The sequence below is a fragment of the Bacillus sp. SB49 genome (assembly GCF_000469135.2).
In the GTDB taxonomy this organism is placed as follows: domain Bacteria; phylum Bacillota; class Bacilli; order Bacillales; family Halobacillaceae; genus Halobacillus.
In genome coordinates this window covers 982,958-1,005,028 of record NZ_CP048117.1, presented here as the reverse complement: position 1 = coordinate 1,005,028, position 22,071 = coordinate 982,958, and the positions used below count along the sequence as shown (strand labels likewise).

Genomic DNA, 22,071 nt, shown 5'->3' with positions numbered 1-22,071 from the left:
CCTATGTATGAAACAAAGACTTTAAAAGAAAAAATGAAATTGTTCTTCACGATTCTGGTACCCATCCTGATCACTCAAATCGGTTTGTATGCCATGAACTTCTTCGACACGATCATGGCAGGGAAAGCAGGTCCTGACCAACTGGCCGGAGTTGCGATCGGGTCAAGCATATGGGTGCCTGTCTTCACTGGTTTGAACGGAATTCTGATGGCTGTGTCCCCCATCGTTGCCCAGTTGAAAGGCGCTGGAAAATCAGGGGAAATCACCCATTCTGTCAAGCAGGGGATTTACCTTGCCATCGCCCTTGCCGTCACGGTTGCCTGTGTCGGATTCTTCCTGCTCGATCCTGTTCTTTCTCTCATGGATATCGAGCCAGAAGTGAATCGTGTCGCTAAATATTATTTGATTGCTCTCAGTGCCGGCATCATTCCTTTATTCATTTTTAACTTATTGCGTTCCTTTGTAGACGCGCTCGGAATGACGAAGATATCCATGCTGGTCATTCTGTTGACGCTTCCGACAAATGTCTTCTTCAATTACCTCTTCATTTTCGGTAAGTTCGGTGCTCCGGAGCTCGGCGGTGTCGGGGCAGGAGTAGCAAGTGCCATAACATATTGGGTCTCTCTCGGTGTAATCGTTATGCTTATACATAAGCTGCCGTCTATAAAAAAGTACGGGATATTCAGAAATCCTGTCCTCCCGGTTATGAAAGAATGGGCTGCTCAACTGAAAATCGGCATTCCCATCGGTTTTTCCATCTTTTTTGAAACGAGCATTTTCGCAGCTGTCACCCTGTTTATGACGGCCTATGATACGAACACAATTGCGGCGCACCAGGCAGCGATCAACTTTGCTTCCTTCCTTTACATGATTCCATTGAGCATCGCATTTACCTTGACGATTGCGGTGGGATTTGAAATAGGAGGAGGGCGGCACCAGGCGGCACGCGCGTATTCCTATCTGGGTATTACGTTTGCCGTTATGATGAGTATCGTCGCTGGTGTCATCTTGTTCACTTTTGATGATACGGTGGCTCGTCTATACAGCTCTGATGAGAAAGTGATCGAACTGACCAAGAATTTCATCTTCTTTGCTATTTTCTTTCAGTTATCCGATGGTTTCGGTGCACCTCTTCAAGGTATCCTGCGCGGGTACAAAGACGTGAACATAACGCTCATCATGGCATTCATCTCTTACTGGGGCATTGGTCTCCCGAGCGGTTATCTACTGGCGAACTACACAAGCTTCGGTCCCTACGGATATTGGATCAGCCTGACCCTTGGGTTGACAGCCGGTGCTGTTACCCTGCTTCTGCGCATGCTGCATATACAGCGCAGAGAAAGAAAAACCGCTCTTTCTACATAAGAAAGACAAAAAAAGCCGGCTCAGGATATGATCCTCAGTCGGCTTTTTTCTATTAAATGAACAATCCGGCAATCGTCGCAGACAACATAGAAGCAAGTGTGGCACCGATCAACAGTTTCATACCGAAACCGGAAACGCGCGCACCCTTCTCTGCATCAATTCCCTGTACCGTACCTGCAATGATACCGATAGAGGAGAAGTTGGCAAAGCTTGTCAAGAACACAGTGACGATACCAATCGTCTTCTCAGACACAGCGTCAAGCATACCTTGGAATTGAAGCATAGCGACAAATTCGTTCGTCACGATCTTCGTCCCCATGATCGCTCCTGCATCGACTACTTCACTCATCGGGATACCCATAAGGATACCTAGAGGCGAAATGATGTATCCAAGCAGTTCCTGAAGGGTAAATCCATTGAAGACAGCTCCAAATACCGCGTTCACAAGCTCCAGGGAGGCGATGAAGGCGATCAGCATAGCTGCAACAATCAAGGCAATCTTACCACCATCAAGGGCACCGTTACCCATCGCTTCGAAGAAGCTCTTGGCATTTGATACGTCTTTCACGTCTACCTTGTCCTCTTCTTTAGGAACCTTGACCGGTGCAATCATCGAGGAGACGATCAATGCACTGAACATGTTAAGCGGCAGTGCCACAAGGATATATTGTGGAGGAAGCATCCCGAGATATGCTCCGACGATGGATGCGGAAACAGATCCCATCGCTGATGCACTGACAATGTACAGACGGTTATCATTCAAATTATGGAACTGAGACTTGATGGCAATCAACGCTTCCGATTGGCCGAAGAAGATACTGTTGACAGCGTTAAATGATTCTACTTTCGGAAGACCTGTAATTTTGGAAAGACCCCAACCGAGATACTTAATGATGAATGGCAAAATCTTCAAATATGTCAGCACAGACAAAATAGTAGCGAAGAATATGATGATCAACAGGACATTGAAGAAAAACACGCCGCCCTCTCCGATTTCAAAACCGCCGAGGACGAAAGCGACCCCTTCGGATCCGTAACCGATCAGCTTGTTGAAGCCGGTAGAGATCCCGTCAATGATGATTCTCCCGATTTCCGTATTAAACATAGACCACGTGATGATCAACTGAACGGCGATCATAATCACGATGCCCTTATAATTAATGTTCTTACGATCATTGGACATTAAAAAAGCGATCCCGAGAATGACCGCAACAGCAAGAATACCTAAAAGAATATCCACAATAAATCCTCCCCTGATGTTGTTGTTTTGACCCTTATGAAAATGCTTACACAAAGTAATTCTATTATGGATTTTATCAGGTTGTCAGACGTCATGCAAGGCTTATTCGCAAGAAAAAAATATGGAAACGCTGACAAGTGTCTAGTCACATCTTAATATGTCTAAATTCGCAGATGTCATACTTGCATTTGTATAATAAAGGAATAAAGTCCTCCCATTTTCTACAAATAAAATACCCCCGCCGATGGTCAGTCGACGGGGGCTATACCTTAGGGGAGGTATAGTGATGTATGAATGAATGGCAGGGGTCCGTCATTTGGCACTGGATGAGAGCCCCTCCCGGTCCATTACTTCCTCTATGATTCCCTATACAGACGAGCGAGCTTGCTTAAAGGTTTCACTTTTTGCACATTTCTAATTGATGATCCCGTGTTGGACAACCTTCACGTTGATATGGGGTTCTATTGTTATCTTCGGGTACTCTTCTTCCCAGTTCAGTTTCTTCCAATCTTTATTATGATAAGCTCTTACACGCCTTCCAATACCCAGGACGTCGCTGTTAGCCTCTTGAATGGTGGAAATAATGTCTTTCGATTTCTCTGTCAACACTTTTTCAAGCTCCTTCTCAACCATTCCGATTTTGCCTTTGACGTAAAGATGATCGGAAGGGTATTCCACAATCTTCACCGATAAGTTCAGATTGATTTTCACCTTCACTTCCCCGTCTACTACGTCTATTTTCATCTTCCGGTCATTCTTCAAGACGTGAACGGTGACATAATTAAGCAGATCATCATCTTCCCCGTCGGATATCTTTTCCGTAAGCCTTGCCACATTTCCCATTTTCCCTTCGAGAAGCATGTAAAGGACCGTCAAAGAAGAGTCGATTTTCTTTCCAGTGTAATGTTTTCCGTGAAAGAGTCCCATCCCGGTAATGATCAACAGCTGCCTGTTTTCATCTACCGCCATCGTCGGCACAGAGAAATCAACGCCCGGTTCCAGAATTTCAGCGTTCAGCATCTGTAGATTTTCCCCGGTTGTATGGGTGGCGGCAACTCCAGCTTCGATAATCCCGCTTAAATAGTTGCTGATCCTCATTTCATTTTCATTCTTCACATTCAGAATTCCTTCGGCAGTTGTACCATCTGCAATGACTAAAGCGGCATTCAAATTACTGTTCGGGTTACGGTAAAGTTCATCCAAAACGGGATACATATTCTCTTTCGCCAGCTCTTCTCCGAGCACGATGACGCGCAGCTTGGAGGGATCGAACGATTCCGATATCATCTGGTCAATTTTATCCCTTCCATCCCTGGGCGTATGAGCATCGGTGGAGATGATCTGCACCTTTTCTGCCCCCGGTCCATCCAACCCTCTTTCCACAGTCGGAATGGAAACGGTCTGGCGGATTTCCTGCTCCTCCCCTTTATCCAATCCCATGGAAAGGACCAGCTTCATATTCTTAAACTGACGTTCATCCCAACAGCCTGTCAGCAGAAGCAGACATGCGAGTGCTATGATGCATCGTTTCATACGTTCAGCCCTTTCCTTTCTTCCGTTTTTTCGCAAGATAACTGAATGGGAGCATAATAAATGGGAGCATCAGGGAAAAGAAATAACCGGCGTAGACCACGAACTTGTTAAAGGTTTCTACTTTTGTGATGTCAAACCCCATATACATCGTAATGACAAAAATGACGGAACTAATCAATACAATATGCCGGACATTTCCTTTCTTCATGAACGTATGCTTCAGTCCAAGGCTTCCCATATAAATGTAGGTGGCAAAGGACGTAGCTACGCTGATAATCCAAATCGATATGAAAAACAGATCAATTCTTGCTATGATTGGCAGTTCAAAAGATTTCAACATGTATAAGAGCGGTTCCGGAATGGTCGTCAATTCCATTGAGCTGAAGAAAGTAAAGCTTGCGAAAACGGTAAACAGGTAAAACCCGGTGACAAACCAGTGCGCCTTCACCATCGTCTTCAGTCGCTGCTTCGGTGTTCCTTCCACCTTCGGAAATATAACAAGGGAAACGATAAATCCAAAAAAGGAAAGGACGGCTTTATCCACCCCTTTGAGAACCCTTCCGACACCTTCCTCAAAAACGGGGAGAATATACATGAGGTTCATTTCTTTCATGGAATAAATAACAAGCGCAATCAAAATGATAAGCAGGAAAGACAGCATCGTATAAAGTCTGGCTACCACAAGAAGGCCGCCCGCGACCAAATAGCCGCAAATAAGAATCATTAACAACGACAGCACCCATAACGGGGTGTTGGGCAGGACCCAAACACTGATCATCCGCCCGTACAAGAGAATGATCAACGTGCCGACAGCAAGGAAATAGAGTACATAGAGAAAGCTGAGCCCTTTACCGATCCATTTGGAGAAGATAAGTTCGTTAATTTGAAACAAGTTGTCCTCCGGATGGTTTCTTGCTGTCAGCCAGATGACAAATACCACGATTTGTATAAGAATCGCGGCAATAATCAAGGAAATCCATCCGTCCTGTTTGGATGCATTATGAAGCTCATGGGGAATAGACAGCACCCCGACCCCGATTTGGGTTTGAATGATCATGAAAAAGAACTGCCGCTGAGACAGTTTCTGCTCCGGCTTAGGATTCGCCTGACTCTGAGGTATCGTTTGCTCTTGCTTGTTCTTCTTTTTCGTGCTCAATTTGCTTCCACTCCCTAGACGATTTAAAGGCGACAGGATCAATCGAGTGAGCGTCTTTCGGTCTTCGTTTCATCATCGGCAAAGGTACGCGTACGAACGTATCTTTGAGGTCTACGATACTTAAAGGAGCCAGCGGCGCAAAATAAGGTACGCCGAAGGAGTGAAGTCTCGTCAGATGGACGAGGATGAACAGCATTCCGAAGACGATGCCGATAAATCCGAGTGTTCCTGCAAGCAGGATCAACGGGAACGTCAACAGGCGCAGCGTCGTACTGAGTTCATTTGACGGGACGACGAAGGATGCGATGGCCGTCAACGCAACGACGATGACCATCAGATTGGAAACAAGGCCGGCCCGGACGACCGCGTCTCCAATGACGAGACCGCCGACGATGCCGATCGTCTGTCCGATCGGCTGCGGCAGCCTGATCCCCGCTTCCCTTATCAGCTCGATGATGATGACCATCACCAATGCTTCCATAATCGGCGGATAGGCTATTTCATTGATCGATGACTTGACGGGGATGATGAGCTCATCCGGAATCACTTCAAAATGAAAACTGACGACAGCGATATAAAAAGCAGGCAGCGTCACAGCTATGACAAAACTGAATAAACGGATCAAGCGAATAAAGGTGCCCGTAAACCAGCGCATGTTGTAGTCATCCGGCGATTGATAAAACATGAAGAAGGTAGAAGGTGCAATCAAGGCCGTAGGACTTCCCTCAGCCATGATGACGACCCTCCCTTCCATCAAATTGGCCACTACCCGATCAGGACGTTCGGTATTAAGCATTTGCGGGAATGGAGAAACGGTCTGGTCTTCAATGAATTCCTCTACATATCCCGGACTGTGCACCATATCTGTGTGGATCGTCTTCATCCGTTTCTCAATCTCTTCAACAAGAGTTGGATCTGTAATTCCATCCATATATAAAAGACCGACATTGGTGTTGGTTTTCTTTCCGAGCTTGTAGTATTTAACCGTTAAATCCCTATGCTCGATCCTCTTCCTGACAAGGTTGATATTGATCATCATGTTCTCGACGAAGCCATCGTGCGATCCGCGTACTACTTTCTCATTGGCCGGCTCTTCCGGACTTCTATTGAAGGATGAGGTTACGTTAAACATCGAAATGCGGCGGCTGCCATCTTCCAAATAAATGGCATGCCCCCGAAGCAGCGTAACGATCGCTTCTTCAAGGTTATTGGTATGTTTACAATCCGGAATTTCCCCTATGCTGTCGACATTACCAAGTTGAACCGGCTCAAAGATCTTCTCATGAATCTTTTCCTGCTCACTCATGGATTCGAAGTACATTAAAGCCGCATTTCCCTTATGCATCACCCGTATTTTCAGGTCATTCGTTTCGTGGAAGGCATTCAAAATGTACTCCACATTTTCAGCGAGCTTCATTGTACTGAGCTGGACCGGCTCCTCGGCTTGATCAGCAATTTTCCTATCTGCAATTTTCGTATGATCTCCGAAAAATAATCGTTTTAAAAATCCCATATGCATCACCTACACTTAGATTGCCACCGCCATGGTAAAACTATACTGTCCTACGGGAAAATAGCAGGTATAAAAAAAAGCAACCACAGAAGTGGTTGCTTTAGAATCAATGACCCGGGAAGAAGGCCAGTTGAAGGATGAAAATAATGGCGAACATATAAAGAATCCAGTGTACATCTTTTCCTTTTCCGACTACAAGCTTCAGGATCGGATACGTGATGAAACCGAAGGAAATTCCTGTCGCAATGCTGGATGTAAGAGGCATGGACAATATAATGATGAAAGCCGGGAAAGCATCATCGAATGAACCCCAATTGACCTTGGCAAGTCCTTCCATCATGAAGCACCCGACGATGATCAAGACCGGCGCCGTAATTGCCGGAAGCCCTGATACAGCTCCGACGATTGGAGAGAAGAACATCGACAATAGGAACAGAGCAGCCACGACAAGCGTCGTCAGCCCTGTACGACCACCTGCTGCGACTCCAGAAGAAGACTCTACATAAGCAGAAGACGGACTCGTCCCGAACATGGCACCCACCGTAGTGGCAGAAGCATCTGCCATCAATGCGGCACGGGCACGCGGCAGGCTTCCGTCCGGTTTAATGAACCCTGCCTGCTCGGCCACTCCGACCATCGTACCTGTCGTATCGAAGATTGTAACGAGCAGAAAAGCGAATACGACGGTGTATAAACCGTTGCTGAATACGGCCGCAATATCCATATCCCAAAAAACCGGAGCAGGCGGCGTATCCACAAATCCGTTGATTTCAAGCTGACCAGTGAAAAAGCCTACAAGACCTGTCAGGAACATTCCGATGAACAGACCTCCTGTCACATTTCGTGCGATGAGGATCAACGTGACAATCAGTCCGAAGACGGTAAGCAGCTGTCCCGGCGCCGTCAGGTCACCAAGAGTCACTAACGTGGATTCGCTCGGCTCGATGATCCCACTCATGCGCAGCCCGAGAAACGCGATAAATAAGCCGATTCCTGATGTAATTCCATACTTCAAAGAAGGAGGAATAGCCTTAATCAACGTCTTGCGCAGACTCGTCATACTCAAGATAACGAAAAGAATACCGGAAACGAATACCGCACCGAACATAACGGAGTAGCTGACATCCTGCTGCACCACTTCCGTCACGAAGTATGCGTTCAATCCCATTCCGGGAGCTATGGCGATTGGATAATTGGCAGCAAAGGACATGATCAGCGTTCCGATCACAGCGGCAAGAATCGTAGCCATGAACACTTGCTGGAACGGCACCTCCGCACCCGACAGGATGACGGGGTTGACTACTATAATATAGGCCATCGTCAAGAACGTCGTAATTCCCGCAAGAATTTCCGTTTTGACGTTGGTCTGGTTTTGATCTAATTTAAAAAAACGTTTCATAGTCATGAACACCTGACTTTCTTTTATGATGACAACGTTCCCTATCATATACTTTTCACGAACAAAAATCAATATTAAAATTGTTAATGTTCGTGTTTAGCTTACAAGCAGTAAAAAAACCGGCAGAGCCTTCCTCCTTCTACCGGTTTTCGTTATGATATCCAGGTTTGTACCATGTCAGGATCTCTTCTGCCGTGTCCTTATCCAAATGGAAGCAACGCGCTACTGCCGGCCCTTGTCCAGAAGGGAGTGTACACCTTACACTGCCGAGATCTGCATTCTTTTGAAAAATGGTTTGTGTTATACGGGCAGACTGTATCCGGTGTTTCTTCATCAGAAACGTATGCCTGCTCCATGACCGGCTGCGCAGAGTCAGCTGCTGATTATCGATCCGCCACCCGGCATCACGGAAAGCCAGGTCGCCCAGTACGAGAAACAGAGGAAAGGAAATCATAGATAACAGACCGTATGGAAAGAAGAAAATACTCACAGCAGCGGAGCCGATCAGCGGGAACAAGGTATAAGTAATCAGGTACCTTCTTCTCCCCCGTTTCGGCGCCTTATTGTACACATCGTTCCATTGATACTCCGGCAGCACACTTTTCAATACCGCGGGCATATCTTTCTTCTTAATCAAAGGAAACAGATTCCACTTATGTTCTGATCCTTTATCAACGGTCCCGCCTGCACTAATCAGTGTCACACTGACATAGCCGATGGGCTGTCTGAGCATATTCTCGTCCACCCGGATCCCCTGTATTCGATTGATTGGAACAGTAATCTGTTTCTTCTCGAGAAGCCCTCTCGTTATGATGACATCCTCCCCCTCCAAAGAAACGGAAAAGCCGGCATAACGGATGAATGCAAGGAGAATGGAAAAGCCATATGCAAACACGAAGACACCGAAAACAAGAAGGGCTGCAAGAAAGAATCCGAAGCGGATCCACTGGATGAGCTGATCATACATCCAGCCCATAGGAAGTATGTCTGTCGCTTGGGACAAAAATACGGCAACGCCGGAAAGTACCACACCCGCTCCCCCGGAGGTTACAGCCATCAGCATAATGTCCTTCGTGTCCATTCGGAACAGATAGTTCCTCTTCTCCTCGTGACCTTGGATTAGAAGCGACTCCGATTCTTCCTTATGCGCTTGTACCAATAACGCTTCCAGTTCAAGCGCTTCGGACAATCGAATGGCAGTTAATTCCGCTTCCGCATTCCCAACGCTGGAAGCCGCTGTCTCTATGGACAGCTTTACTAAGCCGAAAGGTCGATGAACGATTCCCTCGGAATGATCGAGACTTTGAATCCGCTCCAAAGGTATGTACCGTTTCTTCCGGAAAATTAACCCGTATTCGATTCTAAGCTCCCCTTCTTCCACTCGATACGTGAAGCGCCACCACCTTATAAGCCCGGAAACAAACACGAGCCCAAAAATGCCGCCCCCGATAAGCAGAGGCATCCATCCCATATTACCCTTAACAATATTTCCGCCATTCAAGAAAAGAATAACGATTAAAGGAAAAAACGCATTTTTCAACAGGCCCCCGACATGAAGGAGAGCGGATAAAGGATGAAGGCGTCTCTTTTTAAACATCATCTTCGGCCACCCTTGCCAGCGCAGAAATGGACAACCTCAGCCTTTCCGCTTCCTTTTGATCAAGCGCCGGAATTTTATGAACGGTGGCGGCTGTCGAAATCCGAATGGTGGAAACCCCGAACTTCCTTAATAACGGCCCCTGTTCTGTATCGACATGCTGCACACGTACCATAGGTATAAGCGTTCGAGTCACAATAAAAATACCATGTTGGATATCAATATCCTTTTCGCTGACATGGTATTTCCAGCGCCGCCAACGCCAAACAGGAATCAGCCAGATCATAAGCACTACGTGCAGGAGCAATGTTCCTGCACCCGTGAAGACGAGCCAGACCGGCCATTGCCAAAGATAAACAGCAGTCGAAAGTGCAATGCAGATCAGGAAAAGAAGAAAAGCCTGAATTCCTCCATGAATTCTCCAGATAAACAAAGCTTTTTCAGATATGACCCGCTGCAGTTGCTGCTCCATCTCTCCACCTCCTCAAACGGTTTAAAAAAACCGGACATTTCGTCCGGTTTTTTCCCCTTTACTTTCCTTTAGATAATTCTTTAGACTTCTCTGTACATGCGTACATCCCTTGGATGATCGCATTTCGAAGACCTGCTTCTTCTAATTTCGTTACTCCGGCTATGGTCGTCCCCCCGGGGGTACAGACAGCATCCTTCAGTTCACCAGGATGTTTACCAGTTTCCCGTACCATCCGGGCGGAGCCTTCCACCGTCTGGGTAACCATCTTATACGCTTTATCCCGCGGAAATCCTTGAGCGACAGCTGCATCAGCCATGGCTTCAATAAGCATATAAATAAAGGCCGGTGCCGACCCGCTTACGGACGGGACAGCGTCCATCAGCTTCTCGGGAACGATTTCGGCTTCTCCAAAGCTCTCAAACACTTCCATTACGTCCGCCAACTCTTCTTTTGAAACGAGTTCATTCGGACATAAGGCACTCATCCCGGCACCTACCAAGGAAGGCGTATTAGGCATCGAGCGTATCACCTTGACATCACGGCCGAACGCATCCCTCATCGCCTGCAGAGTGATACCGGCAGCAATGGTAACGACCACTGTATCCGCCGGTACATCGTCTTTTATTTCTTTTATCACATCTTCATACACATATGGCTTGATAGCAAGAAACAGCAGGTCACATTCTCTGGCCAGTTGTTTATTGTCATGATTGATCTGAATCCCGTACTCATCGGTTACGAAGTCAATCGTTTCATCCGACAGGGCCGTTGCGGCTATCTCCTCCGCCTGGACGAGACCCGCATCAATCATGCCCTGAATCATCGCACGCCCCATTTGTCCGCAACCAATGAACCCAATCCGCTTATTCACCGTACATTCCCCCTTCATCTTTCCTTATTGTATAGGAAGAAGGTCGACTGTACAATTCCTTTCGGGTTGTTGTAAGTTTCTAGTAAAAATTACATATTTTCTAGAAGAGAGGTTTACAAACTGTTCTGGATTACCTATAATAGAAACTGTATTCTTCATATCATAGTGAAACGCCCAAAATATCATAGCTGCTACGAAAAAAGCTGAGCTGCCCTAAGCTCAGCTTTTTTCGTGTAGACAAACGAAACCGGACGGCCTTGGGAGCCATCCGGTTGAAAAGATTCATTTAACGACTTCTCCCTGCTCATTAAAAAAGTGCTTCATGGCATGGAACACATCCGCTTTCCTCCGAAGAATATAGTGCCTGAACTTCGGATGATCAATCGTTTTGTACGCCTGCATGAGACTCGAAGAGCGGTTATACTGATTTACTTCTCCATAACCGAACATCTGGGAAACTTCAATCAACTGATCGATTAACCCGAGGCAGCGTTTGTTGTCTGATGTTAAATTATCGCCGTCCGAGAAGTGGAACGGATAGATATTATAGCGGTCCGGTGAATATTTCGTCTCTATCAATTCCAACGCTTTGCGGTAGGCCGAAGAACAAATCGTTCCACCACTTTCGCCTTTCGAGAAGAAATCTTCCTCACTGACTACTTTCGCCTGTGTATGGTGCGCAACAAACTCTACTTCGACTGTCTCATAATTCTTCCCTAGAAAACGATTCATCCAGAAGAAGAAGCTGCGCGCCATATATTTTTCCCACTGTCCCATCGAGCCGCTCGTATCCATCATGGCAAGAACGACAGCTTTTGATTCCGGCTTTGTTTTTTCATTCCACGTTTTAAAACGGATATCTTCCGGATAAATCGGCGCAAAAGCCGCATCCCCACTCAATGCATTCCGCTTATACGCCTCCAACATTGTACGCTTCTTGTCAATGTTTCCAGTCAATCCGGTCTTCCGAATATCGCTGAACTCAATATCGGTCTGAATAATATTGTCTTTTTCTTTTTCATCAAGGTTGGGAAGCGTCAGCTCCTTGAACAAGGCCTCCTCCAACTCTGCAAGGGAAATTTCCGCTTCATAGTAGTCTTCTCCTGCCTGATCACCTGCTCCATCTCCGTCTCCAGGCTTTCCTTTTGACTGAGGAGCCTGGGCCACTACATCTCCGACCTGGCTGTCCCCGTCTCCTTGTCCTGCATGCTTATTCTTCTCGTAGTTGTATCGAATCTTATATTCATCAAGGGAACGTATAGGAATCTTTACGACTCGTTTTCCATTCGACATCACAATATTCTCTTCTGTAATAAGATCAGGAAGCTGCTTGTTCATGGCGTCTTTTACTTTTTCCTGATGTCGCCGTTGATCGTCGTAGCCTTTCCGATGGAGGGACCAGTCGTCTTCGGCGATTACGAAACTTTTCTCTTCATCCATATTTTTTCCCTCCTAATCGAGTATTACTTTATCGTATGCAGGTCCACGTCAATGGATGAAACTTATTAAGAGAGGAATGGATAATTTCATATAAAAACCTGCCCTATCCCACCTAAACGCTATCCTCGAACAAACAGAAAAGCACAGTCCTATTAATAGGACTGTGCTTTTCATCAGCTTTGTTGAACAGGATATAGTTTTTTAGAAATTAATGTCTGAATGATCAGGAACAGTCCTCCGACTGCCCAATAAAGAGGCAGCGCGGATGGGGCATTAAAGGAAATGATCAGAATCATGATCGGAGACAGAAGACCAATCACTTTCATCTGCTTTTGCTGCTGTTCCGGTATTCCAATCAAGGTAACGCGGTATTGAATGAAATACAACAATCCAGCTATTAACGCCATCGCAATATCTGATTGACCGAGATCGAACCAGAGGAATGAATGGGTTGCAATCTCTTCAGAGCTTCGAATAGCATAGTACACACCCATAAATATAGGCATTTGAATGAGAATCGGCAGACAGCCCATGTTCATCGGATTGATGTCGTGTTTACGATACAGTTCCATCATTTCCGCCTGAGCCTTTTGCTTTTCTTCTGGTGTCTTCGCCTTCTTCATCTTATCCTGAACAAGGGTCATCTCCGGTTTGACGGTATTCATCTTCACACGCATCTGCTGACTGTTCTTGTAAGTTCTCAGCATGATCGGCATCAGAATGAAGCGGACACCGAGCGTAATGATAATGATAGCCAGTCCATAGTTATCATGGAACAATCCTGCAAGGAATTGAATCGCCTGAATGAACGGCTCTACGAAATAGGTGTGGAAGAAGCCTCCCCCTTGTTGATCAGATGGCGAACACCCGGCAAGCAGCAATGTCAATAAACCGAAAATGGATAATAAACGTTTCAATTATAATTCCTCCTCATTATTCGTGTATATCTGTTAACGAATAATGAGGGAATAGTCGCTTTCGTCCGAAGCCTCCTGCCTCCAAACCGTACGGCGGAGCCAATGGATTAACGGTTGTACGAACACTGCCCCCGTACTTTCACCGATCTGCCCCGTATCAGCTGTCATTAATTCAATGGATCGATCCTCTATCCACGATGAAGAGTCATTAATGAAGTGGGACCACAGCGATTGAAGCGCCATACCGGTAAGGGCGGTTACGTATATAGACAGGAACAGCAAATCATAAGATCCGTCCAGCCATTCCATTATTGGGAACATAAGCATCTCTTTTCTATGCGGTAGTAATAATGATACGAATCAAGCAGAAGAAACGTTTCATCATTTTTCTCCTTCTATATTAACACAGATACCAGGAAAGACTAAACCGCCTTCTCTTCTGGTAAAGAAAAAGGCTGTGCCTCCCCCCTGTCCCAGGGAAGATGCACAGCCTTTATTTCCGTGAATAACTCAGCCTTCCAATAGAAGATCAAACGGATCTTCAATCATTTCTTTGATACGCTTCAGGAATTGAACAGCATCTTTACCATCTACGATTCTATGATCATAGGAAAGGGCAATATACATCATTGGACGCACCTGAATCGAATCATCAGGCATAACTTTTGCACGCTTCTCAATGTTATGAAGACCGAGGATCCCGACCTGTGGAGCATTCAGAATCGGTGTAGAAAGCATGGAACCGAAGATACCTCCATTAGTGATCGTGAACGACCCGCCCTGCAAGTCTTCCAAACCAAGTTCTTTGTTTCGTGCTTTTGTCGCCAAATCAGCAATACCTTTCTCAATACCTGCAAAATCAAGACGATCGGCGTCACGGACGACCGGTACGACCAAACCTTCTTCTGTAGATACGGCCATTCCAATGTCATAGAATTTCTTCTTAATGATTTCATTGCCTTGAATCTCTGCATTGATAAGCGGGAACTCTTTCAAAGCACCGACAGCCGCTTTGGTGAAGAAGGACATGAACCCGAGCTTAATATCATGTTTCTTCTGGAAGGATTCCTTCCGTTCACTACGAAGCTTCATGACATTCGTCATGTCGACCTCGTTGAACGTTGTAAGCATAGCGGATGTCTGCTGTGCTTCGACGAGACGCTTGGCAATTGTCTGACGGCGTCGGGACATCTTGATGCGTTCCACCGGCTTATCGAAATCACTGGAATCTGAGCTGTTCTGTTTCTCTTTCTCTTTGGAAGAGGAGGAAGCTTTCGGCTGTTCCTGCTTGTTTCCGCTGCCTTTTGCTGCTGCGTCGACATCTTCCGGACGGATGCGGCCAAGTGGATCGCGTGCGGAAACTTCGCTAAGGTCGATTCCGAGCTCACGGGCGCGTTTGCGGGCAGCAGGTGTCGCAATGACGTCTTTGGATCCATTGCTTTCTTCCGGCTGCTTCTCTTCCGTTTTCTGTGCAGGCTCTTCTTTTTCCTGTTTTTCGTTAGATGGTGCCGGTTCTTCCTTGGCGGAACCTTCTACTTCCGAACTGCCGCCACCTGCTTCACCGTTCTCATCCACTTTGGCGATGACGTCTCCGACTTCGACGTCATCCCCTTCCCCGGCAAGCAACTCGGCAATGATGCCGCTTGCGTCCGCATTTACTTCTACGTTTACTTTATCCGTTTCCAATTCAAGAATCGGGTCGCCTTTTTCCACCTGATCCCCTTTTTTCACTAACCACTCTGCGATCGTACCTTCTGTTATGGATTCAGCTAATTCAGGAACTTTTATTTCCTTCATTTCGTATTTCCTCCTTTAGAAATCTGTAGCGCTTCGTGAATAATGCGATTTTGCTCTGTTTTATGGATGTTCGGTTCTCCGACAGAAGGAGATGCGCGATGAGGTCGTCCAACATAACGGTGGATCTGTCCCTCTTTCAACAGCTTATAAAGGATTCCTTCTACGAAATACCAGCTACCCATGTTCTGCGGTTCTTCTTGGACCCATACGAGTTCTTCTAAATTCGGATACGTTTCGAGCATCTCTGCCAGGTGTTTTTCAGGGAATGGATAAATCTGTTCAATTCTTACAGCATCGATCGTTTCAAAACTCTCGTCACTGTTCTCCACTTTATCCTCAATATCAACCATGATCTTTCCGCTTCCAAGGAGAAGCGTTTTCACTTTCTTCTTATCCTTGTTCTCTGAAAGCAGCGGCTGTTTCATAATTGATTGGAAATGACCGTCAACGAACTGCTGACTCCCTACGGCTACACGCTGGTTACGGAGCAGACTCTTCGGTGTCATCAAGACAAGCGGACGCGCTTCTTCTTCATTGCTGATCGCCGCCTGCCTGCGCAGCAAGTGGAAATACTGAGCGGATGAGGTAACATTAGCGACCGTCCAGTTGTTCTCAGCAGCCAACTGCAAGAAACGCTCTAAACGTGCGCTTGAGTGTTCCGGCCCCTGTCCTTCATATCCGTGCGGCAGAAGAAAGACCATACTGGACTTCTCGCCCCATTTGGCACGGCCGGCGGAAATGAACTGGTCAAAGATGACCTGTCCGGCGTTGGCGAAATCACCGAACTGCGCCTCCCAAAGGACGAGCGCTTCCGGAGCCTGTACACTGTAGCCGTACTCAAAACCGATCACTCCGGCTTCCGACAGCGGACTGTTATGAATATCAAAGGAGGCTTTTGCCTGTTCCAGTCCGTGCAGCGGGCAATAGGTCTCTCCTGTTTCCACGTCGTGCAGGACGAGGTGACGGTGGGCAAATGTCCCCCTCTCGGTATCCTGTCCGGTAATACGGATCGGCGTGCCGTCTTCGAGAATCGAAGCAAAAGCAAGCGCTTCCGCCGTAGCCCAGTCCACTTTCTGACCATCATCCAGCATTTTGGCACGGCGCTGCAAAATCTTTTCAAGTTTTTTGAACCCGTTGAAGCCTTCCGGGCGTTTCAACAATCCCTCATTAAGGCTTGTAAGGCGATCGCGGCCGATAGCCGTTTGAATCTCATCAAGATCACGCTCCACCCCGCTTGGACGATCTTTCACATCCGGCGAAGTTGTTTCGTGTTCTCCCATATTGTTGTAAATATCGCGGAGTTTCTGCTCAAATTCTTCCTTCATCCCGGCAAGCGTTCCTTCTTCCACGATTGCCTCACCCTGAAGCTGCTTCTCAAAGATTTCCGCGACCGTTGCATGATCGTCAATCTCTTTATAGAGCTTCGGCTGTGTTGATCTCGGCTCGTCCATTTCGTTATGTCCAAAGCGACGATAGCCGACCAGGTCAATCAGGAAGTCTTTATGAAACTTCTTGCGGTATTCATAGGCGAACGTCATCGCAGACAAGCAGGCGATCGGATCATCCGCATTGACATGGACGACAGGTATCTCAAAACCTTTCGCCAAGTCACTGGCATACCTTGTAGAGCGACCGTCTTTTCTGTTCGTCGTAAACCCGATCAAGTTGTTTGCAATAATGTGAACGGTTCCTCCGGTACGATAACCCGGAAGGTCACTCATGTTCAATGTTTCAGCGACAACACCTTCTCCAATGAAGGCAGCGTCTCCATGAATAAGCAGGCCGACAGCTTCATCCTGGTCCATCTCCGGATAGCCAGGTTCCGAGCGATCATCCTGAGCTGCTCTTGTGAATCCTTCTACCACCGGATTAACATATTCCAAGTGGGAAGGGTTGTGGCTCAACGTTACACGTGTCGCCGATTGTTCCCCGTTCTCGATTTCTCTTCTCGCACCAAAGTGGTACTTCACATCTCCTGTCCAGCCGTAGTTGATTCCCATGGAACCTTCCGAAGGCATCAATTCTTTATCCGGAGAGTGATGAAACTCGGAAAAGATCTTGTCATACGGCTTACCGAGAATGTGCGCAAGGACGTTCAAACGTCCACGGTGGGCCATACCCATCATGATATTTTTAATACGATCAAGGGAGGCAGACTGGATAATATGGTCAAGCATCGGAACCATAACGTCCAAACCTTCAATGGAGAATCGCTTCTGCGCCACAAAGGTTTTCGCAAGGAAGTTTTCAAAACCCTCCACCTCTGCAAGCCGGTGAAGCAGCTGTTTCTTCTCTTCCTTACTCAAAGATGCCTGATAGGAACCGGTATCCACTTTATCAAGTAGCCATTTTCTTTCATCTTCATTGTTCACATGGCCGAATTCAAACGAAATAGTACCTGCATACCTTTCTTTCAAGGTACGGACGACCTGAAGGGCGTTATCAAGCTTGATAGGCGAATCAGGCCATACCCATTCTGCAGGCATCTCCTTGAGATCCTGCTCTTTCAGGCCATATGTTTCTAGTTCAAGTAAATTTGTTGATGGTCGTTCATCGCTTCCCACGGCATATATGTTAGCGTGAAGATGACCATGACGACGAATAGCCTCAACAAGTTTCAACGCTGAGGAGATCTTTGCAACGTCCAGCCCTGAAGGCGCCGCCTTTCCGTTCGTCTCTACTGCAGACGCCGGTGCGCTTTCCATCCAGTCCGGTGCCCCGTGCTCTTCGAAGATCTCCCGCAAGGAAGGATCGACAGCACTAGGATCGTTCTCATATTGTTCGAATTGTTCTTCAATATACCCCATGTTGGGGCCATGGAAAATTTCCCAAAAGCTTTGATTGGAGCCTTGTTTAGACACGTAAAATACCCCCAAGTAATTGTTGGCTATCGTTTCCTCGAAAACGTTTCCAAGTCCAAGTACTATTATAGAATTGAAACGCTTACTTATTCAACAAATTTCACTGTTTTTTTTCAAAATATCAACAAGACCATTATAACAAGAAAGGCGACCGCATGGGTACGCCTTTTTCACTTTTTTCCAAATAATCTGTTGGACGCTCATTCTTCATCTTCCAGCACGCGGTAAGCCATGTCATACAGAAGCCGCTGGCTGTCAATCTGCTCCTGCCCGTGGTCCCGCTTCACATATACATAACTGCCGTCGTTCCTCTGCTCCCTCGCCTTCACATTATCGCTAAGCATGATAGACAGAATCTTATTCAGCCTGAGCTTAATCGCAGGTTCAACCACAGGAAACAGGAGTTCCACCCGTTTGACCATGTTCCTTGTCATCATATCTGCAGAAGACAGAAAGAGTTTATCCTGTCCGTGGTGGTGGAAATAATAGATCCGGCTGTGCTCAAGAAGCCGTCCGACAATACTGATGACACGGATGTTCTGACTCACCCCTTGGATACCCGGACGCAGACAGCAGATGCCGCGGACGATCAGATCGATGTGAACGCCCGCTCGGGAAGCTTCATAGAGCTTCATAATCAAATACTTATCCGTCAGTGAATTCATCTTTGCAATGATCCGGCCGTTCCCATATTCTTCATGAAAACGGATTTCCTGTTCTATGCAGCGGATAAAATCATTACGGATATCGAACGGAGCCATGGAAAGATAATGAAATTGCGGTTTTTCTGTGTAGCCGCTCAAATAATTGAAGAAATCGGTCGCATCCGTTCCGAATGGATCGTCAGCGGTGAAGATGCCCATATCGGTGTATAACGATGCCGTCTGGTCATTATAGTTCCCTGTGCCTAAATGCACGTACCGCTCAATCTTTTTTTCTTTCTTCCGGACGATGAGAGTAATTTTGCTGTGGGTCTTGAGGTATGTCATCCCGTAAATGACATGACAGCCTGCCTTTTCCAATTCTTTTGCCCATTGAACGTTGTTTTCTTCGTCAAACCGGGCCTTCAGCTCCACTAACACCGTCACTTGCTTGCCGTTTTCTGCTGCTCGTTTCAAAGCATCGATAATGGGAGAGTCGCCGCTCACCCGGTAGAGCGTCTGCTTGATCGCAAGGACGTATGGGTCATCCGCTGCGTCGGAAACAAAGTCGACGACCGGCGCGAATGATTCGTACGGATGATGGAGGAAGATATCCTTCTCCTCGATCGCTTGAAAGATATCTTCTCTTCCTTCCAGATCCTTCGGGGGCTGGGGAATCAATGTTTCATAGTATAAATGCTCCTTTTCTTTCTCCAAAGCACCATGGAACGCGAACAAAAAAGTAAGATCCAAAGGTCCGTCATTCACATAAATATCGGCTTTTTCTACTTCCAATACCTTACGGAGAAAATGGATAACATTCTCATCATATTTGCCTTCCCGGACTTCCAGACGGACGGCAGCTCCCCATTTCCTCTTTTTTAATTCTTTCTCAATTTCTTTCAGTAGATCACGAGCACCTTCTTCGTGAATGGTCATATCAGCATTTCTCGTTATTCTGAATTCCGTTATCGATTCTACTTCATACCCTTTGAAGAGCTTTCCGATGAAGTGACCGATGACTTCTTCGAGGAGAATAAACGGATAGTCTGTCTGATGATCCAGTTGAATGAAACGGTCGAGCACCGAAGGCACCTGGACAATAGCTGTTTTCTTAGATTGTTCCGGATCCAGAACATCTCGTATGACAATTGCCAGATTGATCGATTTATTCAAGAGCATGGGAAATGGCCGGTACGCATCTACAGCCATTGGAGTAAGAACAGGAAAGATCTCTTCATCGAAATATTTTTCCAGTAACGCTTTTTCTGCATTGGAGAGGTCCGCCATGTTCATTAAGTTGATCCCTTCCTCTTTCAGCTCCGCCTTCATAGAGCGGAAAGAGTCGTATTGCCTGTCAACGATCCGGTGGTTGGTATCCGCAATCCTCTTTAACTGCTGCTTTGGAGTCAGACCTGCTTTATTCTCCGGTTTGTTAAAACCAGCCTTCACCTGATCTTTCAGACCCGCTACGCGGACCATGAAGAATTCGTCCAGGTTGGAGGAACCGATGGCAAGAAATTTCAACCGTTCCATCAAGGGATTATCCAAATCGAGCGCCTCAGCGAGCACCCTCTCATTAAACGCGAGCCAGCTGAGTTCACGGTTGTTATAATAATCCGGCCGCCCCAGCACCGCCTTCTCATCTTCCATGGACATGGTGATCACCCTTTATCTCGTATTCGCTTCGTTATCTCTTTTCCACAAACTGCATCGTAATAGACCTCTTGATCGACTTTTCCAAATGCTTTTTATGCTTTTCCGCCTGGTATTCCTCCGCCATCCACGCTCCTTTACAATGGCAGATGAGCAGAACTTCCTCCGAAGTCACCTCAACTTCCAACTTCTCCACAGCCTGCCTCCTCGTACTGTCGAGACTGTAGCATAATTTCAGAAGTGCCCCCATCAGACGGAGTTTTTTCCGTTCTTCTTTTAAAAACCATTCCTTGAAAGGAGACAGGAACTGTTTAAACACCGTTTTATTTTTAAAAGAAGCGAGCAGTGCGAGACGCAGCCTGTCCGTATGCATCAGTCCGTCGATCGTACGATTCGCAAGCAGATAAAAAGTGTGTTGAGAACTCGATTCCCCGTCAATATATTCTCCTAAATTAAACACGTGGCCGGCACGTTTCACTTCGAGCCAGTCTTCCTTATTCAAAGACCCGATTCCCTTCTCCTGAAGGGCACGGAAGAGATCACCAGCCAAGTGCTGGACATGATGAATCTGCTTAAGGTTCAAGTCATAGTCACTGACGAGTTCCTGGATGCTTTCTTCCAGTACATTCGGAAACACATCAGTCCCCATATCTTTCGTCAACTGTTCATAAAAGATTCCGTCCCTCAACCCTTTACGGCTGAGGATAAAGCTGGTCGCCGCTGTCCGGTCGTATAGACAGTGAAAAACCTCGGTAGCCGGTAAGATGATATCGGCACGATCTTTCGATAACCCTTCTACTTTCTGCAGTTTTTCCATAGACAGGGTGTGCAGATAATTCTTAATGAAAGCAAGGTCATTTTCCTTCATTCTGTATTGATGCAGTCCCGCAAGCGGGTATTCCTTCATATTCTGGTCGATTTGGACAAGGTTCCTGGCTCCTCCGCCGATTCCGATAACAGGAACACGGCGGTCCTTCAACCATGGGAGCGTGCCGAACTGCTCAAGCAGATACCTGCGGAGCTCTCCCAGCTCTTCTTCTGATGGAAGATCGTCTGCAAAGAAATCCTGCTTTAAGGTCAAGGCACCGAAGGGGAAGCTGTGAGAGTCGATCAGCTGACGGTCTTTGAAATATGTAACTTCCGTACTGCCTCCTCCGATGTCAATCGTGATCCCTTCCTTGACAGGTGTGGAATTAACGACAGCAAGGTAACCATAATAGGCTTCCTCCTGCTCTGTAAGAATCCTCATATCAAACCCTGTCTCATCGGATACAGCACGTATGATATCCTCCTGGTTCCCAGCCTGACGGATGGTAGCCGTAGCGACACAAATGAGCTCTTCCAGACGATAGGAGAGAACAACCTCGCTGAATCCTTTCAACGTTCTTAAAAGGGTATCCATACCTGCGTTGGACAGAGTACCGTCATCCTGCAGGTGACTTCTAAGGCGGGCCACCGCCTTTACGTTTTCAATTTCACGGAAACGCCCGCCATTGTCTCTCCTGTAAATGACCAGACGCATGGTATTGGAACCGACATCGATGATGGCATAATATTTCTTCGGCATCGTCTCTCCCCACTCCCTTCATTTTCCGACATTATACCATAGAAAA

The 22,071-nt window shown here is 46.7% G+C and carries 16 protein-coding genes; 1 reads left to right on the top strand and 15 read right to left on the bottom strand.

The annotated features are described in order from the left end of the window. Positions 1-3 precede the first annotated feature (3 nt). Positions 4-1,365 carry an MATE family efflux transporter gene (locus tag M662_RS05135; protein ID WP_026578311.1) on the top strand — a complete coding sequence of 454 codons (1,362 nt, stop codon included), beginning with the start codon at positions 4-6 and terminating at the stop codon, positions 1,363-1,365. Between the two features lie 52 nt (positions 1,366-1,417). On the opposite strand, the gene M662_RS05130 is transcribed toward M662_RS05135, so the two are convergent. From M662_RS05130 to M662_RS05060, 15 genes are all read right to left on the bottom strand, one after another. After that, positions 1,418-2,605 (bottom strand): NupC/NupG family nucleoside CNT transporter, encoded by a 1,188-nt coding sequence (locus tag M662_RS05130; protein WP_026578310.1) that lies wholly within the window; start codon positions 2,603-2,605, stop codon positions 1,418-1,420. 414 nt (positions 2,606-3,019) lie between these two features. Further along, entirely contained in the window at positions 3,020-4,138 is a 1,119-nt protein-coding gene (locus M662_RS05125; protein ID WP_008634590.1) for a Ger(x)C family spore germination protein, read from the bottom strand. A gap of 4 nt (positions 4,139-4,142) precedes the next feature. Continuing rightward, on the bottom strand, positions 4,143-5,294 hold the full coding sequence (locus tag M662_RS05120) for a GerAB/ArcD/ProY family transporter (RefSeq protein ID WP_026578309.1): 1,152 nt from the start codon (positions 5,292-5,294) through the stop codon (positions 4,143-4,145). Next, entirely contained in the window at positions 5,233-6,807 is a 1,575-nt protein-coding gene (locus M662_RS05115; RefSeq protein WP_008634588.1) for a spore germination protein, read from the bottom strand. Before M662_RS05115 ends, M662_RS05120 begins: the two co-directional genes overlap by 62 nt. A 106-nt stretch (positions 6,808-6,913) precedes the next feature. Continuing rightward, positions 6,914-8,206 carry an NCS2 family permease gene (locus M662_RS05110; RefSeq protein ID WP_026578308.1) on the bottom strand — a complete coding sequence of 431 codons (1,293 nt, stop codon included), beginning with the start codon at positions 8,204-8,206 and terminating at the stop codon, positions 6,914-6,916. A 139-nt stretch (positions 8,207-8,345) separates the two neighbouring features. Further along, positions 8,346-9,806: a PH domain-containing protein gene (locus M662_RS05105; RefSeq protein ID WP_026578307.1), complete on the bottom strand. Its 1,461-nt coding sequence runs from the start codon at positions 9,804-9,806 to the stop codon at positions 8,346-8,348. Continuing rightward, positions 9,796-10,275, bottom strand: coding sequence for a PH domain-containing protein (locus M662_RS05100; protein ID WP_026578306.1), 480 nt, complete (start codon positions 10,273-10,275; stop codon positions 9,796-9,798). The genes M662_RS05105 and M662_RS05100 overlap by 11 nt, the downstream gene beginning before the upstream one ends. Before the next feature lie 58 nt (positions 10,276-10,333). After that, the gene (proC, locus tag M662_RS05095) at positions 10,334-11,146 is read right to left on the bottom strand and encodes a pyrroline-5-carboxylate reductase (protein ID WP_008634582.1); all 813 of its coding nucleotides are present in this window, start codon (positions 11,144-11,146) and stop codon (positions 10,334-10,336) included. A 282-nt stretch (positions 11,147-11,428) separates the two neighbouring features. Continuing rightward, a complete protein-coding gene (gene yhbH / locus M662_RS05090; RefSeq protein WP_008634580.1) occupies positions 11,429-12,586 on the bottom strand; it encodes a sporulation protein YhbH in 1,158 nt (385 codons plus the stop codon). A 173-nt stretch (positions 12,587-12,759) separates the two neighbouring features. Further along, entirely contained in the window at positions 12,760-13,503 is a 744-nt protein-coding gene (yidC, locus tag M662_RS05085; RefSeq protein WP_026578305.1) for a membrane protein insertase YidC, read from the bottom strand. Between the two features lie 33 nt (positions 13,504-13,536). Next, on the bottom strand, positions 13,537-13,824 hold the full coding sequence (locus M662_RS05080) for a hypothetical protein (RefSeq protein WP_008634576.1): 288 nt from the start codon (positions 13,822-13,824) through the stop codon (positions 13,537-13,539). 189 nt (positions 13,825-14,013) lie between these two features. After that, a complete protein-coding gene (gene odhB / locus M662_RS05075; RefSeq protein ID WP_008634575.1) occupies positions 14,014-15,300 on the bottom strand; it encodes a 2-oxoglutarate dehydrogenase complex dihydrolipoyllysine-residue succinyltransferase in 1,287 nt (428 codons plus the stop codon). Continuing rightward, a complete protein-coding gene (locus M662_RS05070) occupies positions 15,297-18,107 on the bottom strand; it encodes a 2-oxoglutarate dehydrogenase E1 component (protein WP_051348973.1) in 2,811 nt (936 codons plus the stop codon). The genes odhB and M662_RS05070 overlap by 4 nt, the downstream gene beginning before the upstream one ends. Before the next feature lie 254 nt (positions 18,108-18,361). After that, positions 18,362-20,461, bottom strand: a complete 2,100-nt coding sequence (locus M662_RS05065; RefSeq protein WP_035388417.1) for an RNA degradosome polyphosphate kinase — start codon at positions 20,459-20,461, stop codon at positions 18,362-18,364. A 31-nt stretch (positions 20,462-20,492) separates the two neighbouring features. Next, positions 20,493-22,025, bottom strand: a complete 1,533-nt coding sequence (locus M662_RS05060) for a Ppx/GppA family phosphatase (protein WP_026578303.1) — start codon at positions 22,023-22,025, stop codon at positions 20,493-20,495. Between the last annotated feature and the right edge of the window lie 46 nt (positions 22,026-22,071).